This is a genomic window from Cobetia amphilecti, assembly GCF_020217465.1.
Taxonomy (GTDB): domain Bacteria; phylum Pseudomonadota; class Gammaproteobacteria; order Pseudomonadales; family Halomonadaceae; genus Cobetia; species Cobetia amphilecti.
The window spans coordinates 2,711,709-2,723,974 of the sequence record NZ_CP084115.1 but is presented as its reverse complement, the minus strand read 5'-3'; the positions used below and the strand labels follow the sequence as shown (position 1 = coordinate 2,723,974).

Annotated in this window: 10 protein-coding genes; 7 read left to right on the top strand and 3 right to left on the bottom strand. The window is 63.9% G+C overall.

The genetic code is table 11. The features are described 5' to 3' along the window. The first annotated feature begins 214 nt into the window (after positions 1-214). The 3 genes from LCW13_RS11435 (at position 215) to LCW13_RS11425 (ending at position 3,646) form a co-directional block, all read left to right on the top strand. Positions 215-1,381: a glycosyltransferase family 4 protein gene (locus tag LCW13_RS11435; protein WP_225346937.1), complete on the top strand. Its 1,167-nt coding sequence runs from the start codon at positions 215-217 to the stop codon at positions 1,379-1,381. Positions 1,382-1,398: 17 nt separating this feature from the next. After that, positions 1,399-1,878 carry a hypothetical protein gene (locus LCW13_RS11430; RefSeq protein WP_225346936.1) on the top strand — a complete coding sequence of 160 codons (480 nt, stop codon included), beginning with the start codon at positions 1,399-1,401 and terminating at the stop codon, positions 1,876-1,878. Positions 1,879-2,539: 661 nt separating this feature from the next. Continuing rightward, positions 2,540-3,646 carry a glycosyltransferase family 4 protein gene (locus LCW13_RS11425; protein ID WP_225346935.1) on the top strand — a complete coding sequence of 369 codons (1,107 nt, stop codon included), beginning with the start codon at positions 2,540-2,542 and terminating at the stop codon, positions 3,644-3,646. A gap of 14 nt (positions 3,647-3,660) precedes the next feature. Here the strand turns inward: LCW13_RS11425 and LCW13_RS11420 are convergent, their stop codons facing one another. The 3 genes from LCW13_RS11420 to LCW13_RS11410 form a co-directional block, all read right to left on the bottom strand. Beyond that, a complete protein-coding gene (locus LCW13_RS11420) occupies positions 3,661-4,917 on the bottom strand; it encodes an NAD(P)/FAD-dependent oxidoreductase (protein ID WP_225346934.1) in 1,257 nt (418 codons plus the stop codon). Positions 4,918-5,188: 271 nt separating this feature from the next. Continuing rightward, positions 5,189-5,761 carry a carboxymuconolactone decarboxylase family protein gene (locus tag LCW13_RS11415; protein ID WP_225346933.1) on the bottom strand — a complete coding sequence of 191 codons (573 nt, stop codon included), beginning with the start codon at positions 5,759-5,761 and terminating at the stop codon, positions 5,189-5,191. Between the two features lie 65 nt (positions 5,762-5,826). Beyond that, complete coding sequence (locus tag LCW13_RS11410) at positions 5,827-7,155, bottom strand: aspartate aminotransferase family protein (RefSeq protein WP_225346932.1); 1,329 nt, start codon at positions 7,153-7,155, stop codon at positions 5,827-5,829. 166 nt (positions 7,156-7,321) lie between these two features. Here LCW13_RS11410 and LCW13_RS11405 point away from each other — a divergent pair, with 166 nt between their 5' ends. The 4 genes from LCW13_RS11405 (at position 7,322) to eat (ending at position 12,188) form a co-directional block, all read left to right on the top strand. Then, a complete protein-coding gene (locus LCW13_RS11405; RefSeq protein WP_107336380.1) occupies positions 7,322-8,254 on the top strand; it encodes a MurR/RpiR family transcriptional regulator in 933 nt (310 codons plus the stop codon). A gap of 178 nt (positions 8,255-8,432) precedes the next feature. Next, complete coding sequence (locus LCW13_RS11400) at positions 8,433-9,839, top strand: ethanolamine ammonia-lyase subunit EutB (RefSeq protein WP_225346931.1); 1,407 nt, start codon at positions 8,433-8,435, stop codon at positions 9,837-9,839. Beyond that, a complete protein-coding gene (eutC, locus tag LCW13_RS11395; RefSeq protein WP_225346930.1) occupies positions 9,836-10,696 on the top strand; it encodes an ethanolamine ammonia-lyase subunit EutC in 861 nt (286 codons plus the stop codon). The genes LCW13_RS11400 and eutC overlap by 4 nt, the downstream gene beginning before the upstream one ends. 73 nt (positions 10,697-10,769) lie before the next feature. Next, on the top strand, positions 10,770-12,188 hold the full coding sequence (gene eat / locus LCW13_RS11390) for an ethanolamine permease (protein WP_153636184.1): 1,419 nt from the start codon (positions 10,770-10,772) through the stop codon (positions 12,186-12,188). Positions 12,189-12,266: the final 78 nt, after the last annotated feature.

Genomic DNA, 12,266 nt, shown 5'->3' with positions numbered 1-12,266 from the left:
TGGAACGAGTTGCTGGACTGGGTTTCTGGACCGAATTGCTGGACCGAGTTGCCGGCCCGAGCCACGACGTCTTCCCTTTCGCGCTGGTGTCGCTTCTCGATCGTTTCTCTTGTCGATGGCTCCCCTTATTCAAGGTTTCTCTCCCGGATGCTTCCGGTCGCGCGGGCTCATGCTCGCGCATGTTCTTCTTCGCATGACACGCAAGGAATGCCCCATGCCAACACGTGACGCACAGCCCTCCACGGTGGTGCTGGTCTCCAACTCGTCGTTCTTTCTCTACAACTTCCATCGCGGCGTCATCGAAGGGCTGCGTGATTCGGGTTATCGCGTGGTGTGCCTTGCGCCCACCGATGCGCATAGCGCGTACCTGGTGGACGAGCTCAGGGTCGAGCATCGTGCGCTGGGCATGGAAGGCAAGGGGACCTCGCTGATCGGTGAGGGCAAGAGCCTGCTGGCGCTGCTGGGGACATTGCTGAAACTCAAGCCACGCTATGTTCTCAACTTCACCATCAAGGCCAATGTCTATTCGGGGCTGGCGTGTCGGCTGCTCAAGATCCCCTATACCAACAACGTCTCGGGGTTGGGCACCGCCTTCATACATGACAGCTGGCTGTTTCGTCGCGTGCGTGCGCTGTATGGCTTCGCCAACCGTGGCGCGCGTTGCGTGTTCTTCGAGAACCGCGATGACCAACGCCTGTTCATGCGCCTCGGGCTGCAGAAGTCCACGCCGTCTGTCGTGCTGCCCGGCGCCGGTATCGACCCGCAACGCTTCGCCTTTGCGCCGCAACCGCAGACGCCACCGCTGACCTTCGTGATGGTCGCACGCCTGATCGGCGACAAGGGGGTGCGGGAATACGTGACGGCGGCCGAGCGTCTGCATGAGCGTTATCCGCAGGCACGCTTCTGGTTGATCGGCCCGTCGGGAATCAGCAATCGCACCGCGATCAGCGATGAGGAAATCGCTGCCTGGCGCGAGCGCGGCGTGTTGCACTACCTGGGCGAACAGCGGGATGTGCGCCCCTTCCTGGCCGAGGCCAATGTGCTGGTGCTGCCGTCGTACCGGGAAGGCATGCCGCGCACGGTACTGGAGGCGGCCTCGATGGGGCGTCCGGCGATCGTCAGTGATGTGCCGGGCTGTCGCAGCTCGGTCAATCCCGGCGTCACTGGCTGGCTGTGCGAAGCGGCCAATGTCGAGTCTCTTGAGCAGCAGATGCAGGGCTGTCTGGACATGCCGCATGCGGCATTGATGGAGGCGGGGCAGGCGGCACGCGTGCGTATCGAACATGAATTTGATCAGCAGATCGTGGTGCGTGCCTATCTGGGCTGTCTGCAGCACACACTGGATATCGAGTTGCGTAAGTCAGTACTCGCTACCGCCTGAGGCGGGGCGCTAACACATTGACACCGTTGGATTTTCGTCAGGAAGATGAAGAAAATCGTTCTCGACAGTTGGGCAAATATCAGGAACTGCTGCTGGATTTAACGCGCATAATGGCCCCGCGAGTGAGAGTGACAGGCGCCTGCCTGGAGAGCTCAATCGGTCGGGACAGTGCTTCTTCTGGCAATGACACACCGCGTGTCGCTGAACAGGCCGTCTCGCTGGAACGCGATCGATCGTTATCAAAGGGAAGGATGCCCGTGAACACCATCAACAGAGAGCAGAATGTCGTCATGAGTGGATATCGTTTCTGCGCCCAATGCGGGGGCGCCAGCGTACATCGCGTAAAACGCCATTGGTGGCAGCGACTGGCCGGCAAGGCGCCGCTCTATCACTGTGAAGACTGCGGCATCATCCATCGCGTCTCGACTGAAGCCATCACTGCCAGCCGGACGAGCCAGCAGGACGCTGAGTCGTCGCACCCGTTGGCTGACCGCTGATCCTGTCTTCAGGTGCCAGCATTGAACTATCGAGCTGAGCCTGGCGCGCCGGCATTGGATTTATCTTTTCATCACCCATGCCACGGCGCGCGTTGTACGCTCACCATGATTCAGGACAAGCGTGCTTCTCAGAAGGCGGGGGTGGGCAAGACGCGTTGAGCTGGCATCTCGCATGATGCCTAGCAGTGTTCGTTCAGCGCTCAGGCTGCTTGCCACTCTCGCTTTTCGAACTCGCTTTCCGAGCTCGCTTTTCGTACTAGCTCCCCGTGCCCGCTTACCGCGCACGCTCCTCTTGCCGTGTTGTCCTGCTGACGCGCTGTCTTGCTGGCGCTTTAGCTTTCTAACGTGCTGTCTTGCTGACGTACCGTCTTTCCAAAAAATGCCTGACACATTTTTCTTCATGAAGCAGTCCAGAGGTGCTGACCGCCGGTAGCCTTGCTGTCAGCCGTTTTGCGCAACCGTTCCTGCGCTAGCATTCTGCATTAGCGTTCTGCATTAGATCGGACCGCTTCATGTCATACCCCCTATCTCCCGCCATCGACCCTCGTCGGTGGCGGGTTTTTTCTGCGCCGCAGTTGAGCATTTCGATCAAAGCAAGGCGATATCGCGCCTGCGGTCGGCTGCCTCGCGGCGAGCATTTCCCTGTGGAGCGCATGAGCCAATGAAGATTCTGTTTGTCGTCGGTAATCTTTCCAGCGACGGAGGCACGGAACGTGTCACATGCGAAATCGCCAGCGGACTGGCGCGCTCGGGTCATGAGGTGATGATCGCGAGTCTGTTCGGGCCAGCGACCAGTTCGTTTTCCCTGGAGGACAGCATCACGACCTGTTGCCTGAATCTGAAGGAAGCCAGAGGCGGGGCCCGACGTTCTCTGGGAATCAGTTCGGCGTTGCTCACCAAGGTCCGCCATCAACAGGCCGATGTGGTGGTGCTGGTGGATTCGATCCTGTTTGCCTTCTGTGCGCCGTGGGCCCCGTTCCAGCGCGCCCGGATCATCTGCTGGGAGCATTTCAACCTCGCCACCGATCATGGTTCACGCCTGCGTTCGGTGGGGCGCTCGACCGCCGTGCGCCTGGCCGACGCCATCGTGGTGCTCACCGAGCGGGATGCCGAGGCCTGGCGAGCGCGCTATCGCATCCGCGACAAGGTCGGCGCGATCTGGAATCCGGTACCGCACTTTCCCAAGCCTAGTGAAGAGGACGCAGCGTCGCGTACCGTGCTTGCCGTCGGGCGCCTGACGGAGCAGAAGGGCTTCGATGTGCTGCTGAACGCCTGGCACAAGGTCGTGTCGGTCCACCCTGACTGGCGGCTGCGCATCGTCGGCTGGGGCGAGGACGAAAATGACCTCAAGGCCCAGGCCTGGACACTGGGCCTGAGTGACAGCGTCGTCTTCGTGGGCCGCACCTCACAGGTGGAAAAGGAGTATCAGCGGGCGGCGCTGTACGTGATGAGCTCACGCTGGGAGGGGCTGCCGATGACCCTGCTGGAAGCGCAATCCTTCGGCTTGCCGGTGGTCTCGACAGACTGTGAGACCGGGCCTGCCGAAATTCTGGCCGGCGGCAGCGGCGTGCTGGTGGATGTCGAGGACGATGAGGCACTGGCGCGCGAGATCCGTGACCTGATCACGGATGAAGCCCGCCGCAGCGAGATGTCCCTGCTGGCACGCGACAATGCCGCGCGCTTCGATGCGGACACCCTGTGCGGCGAGTGGCAGCAGTTGCTGGAGCGCCTGACCTCCGGTCGAACCCGCATCGCGGATGCCTCGTGAATCCTCCCAGAGTGTCAAAATCGGGCCGCAGAGCAGGGCGCGATCCACTCTGGTGAGCCTTTGGCTAAACATTCGCTGACCAGGCGGCCAGTCACGCCTGCCAGTGTCATCCCGATATGCTGATGGCCAAAGGCATGGATCACGCGTGGCTCATTGGGTGACGGGCCGATCACCGGCACGGAATCGGGCAGGGTGGGACGAAAGCCCAGCCAGCGGCGGGCTACCGGGGCATCAATGCCCAGCACCTTGCGCACCCGGCTTTCCAGATAGTCGAAACGGGCCGGGCTGGCCGGCCCCGCAAGCGAGCTCAGCTCCACGGTGCCGGCCACGCGCAGGCGCGCACCCTCGGCGCTGTGCAGTGGCGTCATGTAGAAGGCGCTTTCCACCGGGCAGGTCGGGCGGTTGAGCGGCGAGTGATCGAGATCGAATTCGACGTGATAGCCACGCTCGGTATCCAGCGGAATCCGGTCGCCGATCTGGCGCGCCAGCTGTGCCGACCAGGCCCCGGCTGCCAGCACCACTCTGTCCGCCATGAGTCGCCGGCCATCGGCGTACTCCAGCAGCATGCCGGAGGCCTGTCGGCTCAGGCGGGTGACCTCGGCGCTGACGATCCGGCCTTCTTCGCGCAGCGGGGTGGCCAGGGTGTCGATGAACACCTGCGGGTCATCGAGGTGACAGGAGGAGGGGAACAGCACGCCGCCCGCGGTGTGGCCTTCCATGGCCGGTTCCAGCGCGATCAGCTCGTCCGCCGTCAGCACCTGCTGGTGGATGCCGAGCTGGTCGCGCAGTCGGATATCGCCCTGTGCGGCCTGCAGGTTCTCGGCCTTGCCGTAGGCATACAGACAGCCCTTGCGCTGAATCATCGCGGCGGCGGCGGGGGCATCGTCCAGCAGCGGCTGGTAGTCCGTGTAGGTATGGCTGAGCAGCTGGGCCAGTATCTCGCTGTTGGCGCGAAAGCGAGTGGCGTTGCACTGGCCCATGAAGCGCATCAACCAGGGCGAGAGCCTGGGCAGGCATTTCCAGTCGATGACGAAAGGCGAGTCAGGTGACAGCAGCAGCGACGGCATGCTGCGCCAGATTTCCGGACGGGCGATGGGCAGGCAGCCGTAATCCGCCAGGGTACTGGCATTGCCGAATGAGGTGCCGCTGGCGATGCCTTCGCGTTCGATCATCGTCACCTCGTGGCCGCTGCGCCGCAGCCACAGGGCGCAGGCGACACCCACGGCGCCTGCGCCGATCACCGCCACTTCCGTGTGTTCGCTATCACTCATTGATCGCTCACCTTGTGGTCATCTTGTTATTATCGAGGTGTTGTTATCGAGGTGTTGTTATCGAGGTGTTGCCATCCTGGCGTCGATATCGAAGCGTCGTCATCGAGGTATTCGCGCCGCAATGACGCACGCCCCGGGGGTGACCGGGGCGCAGCAGAGGGCCTTTCGAGCATGCCCTGCGCGCGACAGCCCGGCAAACGCGCTGTTACCGGGCGTGTCGTACTCAAGCGTTCCGGGCGTGGCGCAATCCAGGCCCTTCAAGACACGCGTTTCAAGATCGGCTCGGTTCCTCGAAGGGCAGCGGGATGTCATCACCACGCCGGACGGCGAAGACATTCAGCGTCATCGCCACCAGGGCGTAATAGCCCAGCACCCCGACCAGCTCCACCACCACGGTTTCGCCGAACATCGCGACGGCCTCGCCGTACAGGCCATCATCGACGCGCCGATCGGCATAGAGCGCGCGGGTGACGCGATAGATCAGCCGCTCATCGTCTTGTTCAAATGCGGGTTCACGCTCCTCGCGCAGCGCCGTGATGACCTCTGGCGCGAGGCCGGCCTGCTCGGCGATCGGCGCGTGAATCTGCCATTCAGCCTGGGATTTCCACCACACCGCCGTGGTGAGAATCGCCAGCTCGCTGAGACGCAGCTCGAGGCCGGTGGCGTAGCGGCAGAAGGCGCCGAGGCGCTGGGCATGACTGGCAAGCTCGGGGCTGTGGATCCAGGCCAGGAAGGGGCCGTCCAGATTGCCGCGCGGGCCGCTGAGAATCTCGGCCAGCACCTCGCGCTGAGCCGCGCTCATGCTGGCGTCATCCAGTTCGGTCAGGCGCGATGTGATCGCCATGAAAGTCACTCCATTCAAATCCATTCAAAGATCGTTAGGTAGGCAATGCGCCTGCAGCTGAGCCGTCACAGGCTGGCCAGCGTGGTGTCGATGGCACGCCCCAGCTTGGCGGTGATCTCGTCCAGATGCGACTCCTGCAGAATGAACGGCGGTGCCAGCAGGATGTGATCGCCCTGGCGGCCATCGAGGGTGCCGCCCATCGGATAGCACATCAGGCCTTCGGCCATGGCGGCCTTCTTGAGCCGCGCGTGCAGCTTGAGGGAGGCGTCGAAGGGCTTTCTGGAATCGCGATCCGCGACCAGCTCCAGCCCCTGGAAGAGGCCGCGACCGCGGATGTCGCCGACATGGGGGTGATGCGCGAAGCGCTCGTTCAGGCGCGCCTTGAGCCCCTCGCCGAGGACATTGACGCGTGTGAGCAGGTCGCGGGATTCGATGGTCTGCTGGACCGCCAGCGCTGCGGCACAGGCGGTGGCGTGGCCGATATAGGTATGGCCATGCTGGAAGAAGCCGGAGCCATTGGCGATGGCATCACGGATGCGCTGGCTGACCAGGGTCGCGCCGATCGGCTGGTAGCCGGCGCCCAGGCCCTTGGCGATGGTGATCAGATCTGCCGTGACACCTTCCTGCTCGGCGGCGAACAGACTGCCGGCGCGCCCCATGCCGCACATCACCTCGTCGAGAATCAGCAGCACGCCGTAGCGATCACAGACCTCGCGGATGCGTTTGAAGTAGCCCGGTACCGCGGTGACGGCGCCCAGGGTCGCACCGACCACCGGCTCGGCCACGAAGGCCATCACGTTCTCGGCGCCCAGGCGCAGGATTTCCTCCTCAAGCTCCGCGGCGAGACGAATGCCCATCGCCTCGGGCGTCTCGTCGGGCTGCTGGTCCCGATAGGCGTAGCAGGGGCTGACGTGACTGACGTTGATCAGCAGCGGCTCGAATTGCTGACGGCGCCAGGCGTTGCCGCCGGTGGCCAGCGCGCCCAGCGTATTGCCGTGATAGCTCTGGCGCCGCGCGATCAGATGCTTGCGCTGGGGCTGGCCGATCTCGACGAAATACTGACGGGCCAGCTTGAGTGCCGCCTCGACCGCTTCCGAGCCGCCGGAGACGAAGTAGACGGAGTCGAGCCCTGCGGGAGCGCGTTCGATGAGAAAGTCGGCCAGCTGCTCCATCGGGTCGCTGGTGAAAAACGAGGTGTGCGCGTAGGCCAGTTGGCTGACCTGATCCTTGATGGCCTGCGCCACCGCCTCGTCGCTGTGCCCCAGGCATGACACGGCCGCGCCACCGCTGGCATCCAGATAACGGCGACCCTCTCGATCGACGATGTAGGGGCCATCGCCCTTCACGGCGGTGGGATACTCCTGATTGAGGTTACGATGCAGTACGTGGCTCATGCGGGCTCCGTGGTGGCAGGGATGCGAAGGCATAATGCAAATATGTAGTGCATTTATGGTTTATGCAATAAATAATTGCATTCAGTCGCTTGTGCCATCGGACTCGACCGGCCAGAGATGCTACCGTTGCCGCCATCTGTTCTGCCCCTTGCCAAGGAGGTATTCCATGCCCCCATCCTCCCGAGCCCCCGGGCCCGCATCCCCTGACTCGCCGCCGGAGACCCTGGAGGGGTTGAAGCAGTTGCTGGCGGCGATCGATCGTCGTGAGGTGGAGATTCGTCTCGGCGCGAGTTCCCGGCGCGTGCTGGCGGTGTTGATCGAGTCCCCGCAACGCACGGCGGTGTCTTCCATCAGCCAGCTGGCGGAGCTGACCGGCGTCAACGCCTCGACCTTCTCGCGTCTGGCCCAGCGGCTGGGCTACGAGGGCTTCAGCAGGTTTCAGGATGTCTTTCGCCAAGCGGTGACGGATGGCGAGCATTTCTACAGCCAGCAGGCCTCGCAGCTGCTGGCGCGAGACGCCGATAGCAGCGCCATGGCCCAGCTTGCGCGGCTGGGACGACAGGAGAGCGCCAACATCCTCAGCATGCTGGAGAGGGTGGACGCCGCGGCCTTCGAGGCCGCGACCACCTTGCTGGCCGAGGCGCCGCGCGTGCGCCTGCACGGCATGCGTCAGTTCAATTCCCTGGCGCTGTTCATGGCCTATGGGCTGGGCATGCTGCGCCCGGACGTGGCACCGCTGGATGCCAGTCGACAGGGCGTGGCCGATGCACTGGCCCAGCTGTCGGCTGGTGACGTGCTGGTGGTGGCCAGTTGCTTCCCCTATACCCCAAGCGTGGTGGCCTGCGCCGAGGTGGCGGTGAAGCGTGGGGTCGAGGTGATCGCGCTGACCGATTCGGCCAGCTCTCCGCTGGAGCCGCTGGCGCGCTACAGCTTCCATGTGCCCAATCACAGCCTCTTCTACAGCAACAGCATGAGCGCCTTCATGTTTCTCGCCGAAGGACTGCTCAGCGAGGTGGCCAGCAAGCTGGGCGATGCCGGGGTGGCTTCGCTCAAGCAGCGCGAGGCGATCATCACGGAGCTGGGGGGCGCACGCGGCTGATGCCCGCGACTCACTGCACCGAGGGGGAACGCGGTCATGCACCGCAGTGGTGCAGGTGCAGGCCTGCGCAATGCGGCTTCAAGGCGCATGCAGGACCAAAGAGGCATGGAGGGAGATTGGCGTGATTCCTGCAAAACGACTGATATGAAATGACATCCGTCAGGGCAAGGAATTTCCCATGAGCCGCGAGTACCGTTACACCCTGGGCAGTCAGGTCCATCGTTTTGCCAATCTGGCCGAGCTGATGGCCAAGGCGACGCCCGCCCGCTCCGGAGATCGTCTTGCTGGCGTGATCGCGGAAACCGCCGAGGAGCGAGTCGTCGCTCAGCTGTGTCTGGCGGAGTTGCCCCTCAAGACCTTCCTCGAAGACGTGCTGATTCCCTACGAACAGGACGACATCACCCGCCTGATCATCGATGAGCATGATCCGGTGGCGTTCCTGCCGATCGCGCATCTCACCGTCGGCGACTTCCGCAACTGGCTGCTGAGTGACCTCGCGACCCCCGCGGTGCTGGCGCAGGTGCGCGTCGGCATCACCCCCGAAATGGCCGCCGCGGTCAGCAAGCTGATGCGCAATCAGGACCTGATTCTGGTCGCGAAGAAGTGCGAGGTGGTCACGGCCTTTCGCAATACCATCGGCAAGAGTGGCCATCTCTCGACCCGCCTGCAGCCCAACCATCCCACCGATGACGTCACCGGCATCGCGGCCAGCATTCTCGATGGCCTGCTCTACGGCAACGGCGACGCCGTGATCGGCATCAACCCGGCCACCGACAACGTGGCGCAGAGCATCAAGCTGATGCGTCTGATGGACGAGGTGATCCAGAAGTACGCGATCCCCACCCAGTCCTGCGTGCTGACCCACGTCACCAATACCCTCGAGTGCATCGAGCAGGGGGCCCCGGTGGATCTTGTCTTCCAGTCCATCGGCGGCACCCAGGCCACCAACGAGAGCTTCGGTGTCGAGCTCTCCGTGCTGGCGGAGGCGCAGCAGGCCGCGCTGTCGCTCAAGCGCGGCACGGTGGGTGACAACGTGATGTATTTCGAGACCGGCCAGGGCAGTGCGCTGTCCGCCGATGCCCATCACGGCCTGGACCAGCAGACCTGCGAGGCGCGCGCCTATGCGGTGGCGCGCAAGTACTCGCCGCTGCTGGTCAATACCGTGGTCGGCTTCATCGGCCCCGAGTATCTGTTCAATGGCAAGGAGATTATCCGCGCCGGCCTCGAGGACCACTTCTGCGGCAAGCTTCTGGGCCTGCCGATGGGCTGCGACATCTGCTACACCAATCATGCCGATGCCGATCAGAACGACATGGATACTCTGCTGACGCTGCTCGGGGTGGCGGGCTGCAACTTCATCATGGGCATCCCCGGCTCGGATGACATCATGCTCAATTATCAGACCACCTCCTTCCACGATGCTCTCTATGCACGGCGGGTCCTGGGTCTGGGACCGGCACCGGAATTCGCCGCCTGGCTCGAGGAGATGCAGATCTTCACCGATGTCGCCACCCAGGCACTGCCGAGCGAGATGCCCGACCGCTTCGCCAATTCACTGCGTCAGGTGACAGGAGGTGACGCATGAACCCTGACCAGCCCTCTGCTGACGCGGTCTCGTGCAGCCTGGAACCCGATGCCATCGTCACGCCCAACCCCTGGCAGCGGCTTGGCCAGTTCACGGATGCGCGCATCGGCCTTGGCCGTGCCGGCATCAGCCTGCCGACCAATCGTTCGTTGGAATTCCAGCTGGCGCACGCCCGCGCCCAGGACGCCGTCCACCTGCCGCTGGAGATTCCCCGACTGATCGAGGACCTCAATCAGCTCGCGGCGCTCGAGCATGCTCCGCAGATTCAGCGACTGCACAGTCGCGCCGTGGATCGCACCAGCTACCTGCAGCGCCCCGATTACGGCCGTCGCCTCGATGAGGATTCGCGTCAGCAGCTGTCCGCTCTCGACGCCCAGCCTGCCGATCTGGCCATCGTGGTCGTCGATGGGCTCTCGTCTCTGGCGGTGCAGAACAATGCCGCGCCCTTCATCGCCGCATTGCTGGAGGCGCTGGCAGAAGACGGGCCGGATGCCTGGTCATTGGCACCGATCAGCGTGGTGGAGCAGGGGCGGGTCGCGATCGGCGATGAAGTCGGTGAGCTGCTCAATGCCCGTGCAGTGCTGGTGATGGTCGGTGAACGTCCCGGCCTCAGTTCTCCGGATAGCCTCGGGCTCTATCTGACCTGGCAGCCGCGCGTCGGCCTGAGCGATGCCAGCCGCAACTGCATCTCAAACGTGCGCCCGGCAGGGCTCGACTTCGCGATGGCCGCCCAGCGTCTGCACTACCTGCTACGTGAGGCACGCAAGCTCGGCCTCACCGGCGTGGGTCTCAAGGACAGAAGCGGCGAGACGGCGCTGGAAGGCGGCACCGGTATCCAGAACTTTCTGCTGTCCTGATGGGACGGCAGCGCAGCAGCGGGAATCTCCCGATCCAACAATGACAAAAGCTTGACGGAAACAAGGCGGCACCATGACTCGCGACACGAATCACGACACGAATGAGCAGGATTATCTGGCCAGGCGCCAATTGAAGAAAGGGACGGCAGGTTGGGTCCTGCTGGCGGGCCTCGGGGTCTCCTATGTGATTTCCGGCGATTTCGCCGGCTGGAATTTCGGCATCGGCGAGGCGGGCTGGGGCGGCTTCGCGATCGCCGCGCTGTTGATGGGCATCATGTACCTGGCACTCGTGCTGTCGCTGGCGGAAATGTCAGCGGCCATTCCGGCCGCCGGCGGCGGTTACAGCTTCGCCCGCCAGGCGATGGGGCCGGCAGGCGGCTACCTCACCGGTCTTGCCGTGCTGATCGAATATGCGCTGGCCCCCGCGGCCATCGTCATCTTCATCGGCAGCGCGGTGGAATCGCTGCTGGGCATCAATGGCCCGATCATCTACGCCATCTTCTATCTGGTGTTCATCGGCATTCACCTGGCGGGGGTCGGCGAGGCGCTCAAGGTGATGATGGTGATCAGCGGCCTGGCCGTGTTCGCGATCATCGCCACCGCCGTCGCGCTGATCGGTGACTTCGACAGCAGTCGCCTGTTCGATATCGCTCCGACCGATGCCTGGGGCGCCAGCGACTTCATGCCCAATGGCTGGTATGGCATCTGGGCGGCGCTGCCCTTCGGCATGTGGCTGTTTCTGGCCGTGGAAGGGGTGCCGCTGGCGGCGGAGGAATCACGCAACCCGGCCCGTGATGTCCCGCGCGGCATCATCGGCGCCATGCTGTTTCTGATGTTCACCGCCGTGCTGGTCGTCTTCCTGCTGGCCGGCGCCGCGGGGGCCGAGGCGATCGGCAGCAGCGCCGTGCCGCTGGTGGATGCCCTCAAGGCCACCGGCAGCGAGGGGCTGGCGACACTGGTCAATGTGTTGGCCCTGGCGGGGCTGGTGGCGTCGTTCTTCTCGATCATCTATGGCTACAGCCGTCTGGTCTTCGCGCTGTCGCGGGCGGGGTATCTGCCCAAGACGCTGTCGCTGACCAGCAAGCGCAAGGCGCCGACCTGGGCGCTGGTGGTGCCGGGCATCTTCGGGTTCCTGGTCTCGCTGACCGGCGAGGGCGATCTGATTCTGGGCATGGCGGTGGTGGGGGCAACAGTCTCCTATGCGCTGATGGCGGCCAGCCATATCCTGCTGCGCCTGCGTCAACCGGCGCTGGCGCGTCCCTATCGCACCCCGGGCGGCATCGTGACGTCCGCCATCGCGCTGGTGCTCTCGCTGATCGCGCTGACCGGGGTCTATGCCTTCGATCCGCGTGCCTTCAATTACACCCTGGTGCTGTTCGTGGTGGGCATCGCCTACTACGCCATCTTCAGCCGTCATCGGCTGGTGGCGAAGACCGCCGAGGAGGAGTTCGCGCTGGTGGCGAATGCAGAGAGTGACCTGGCGACCAGCTGATCCGCTCAATCAGTTCAGGTAGCAAAGACGACAACGCCCGCCATGGCTGACCATGGCGGGCGTTGTCGTGACTGGCGG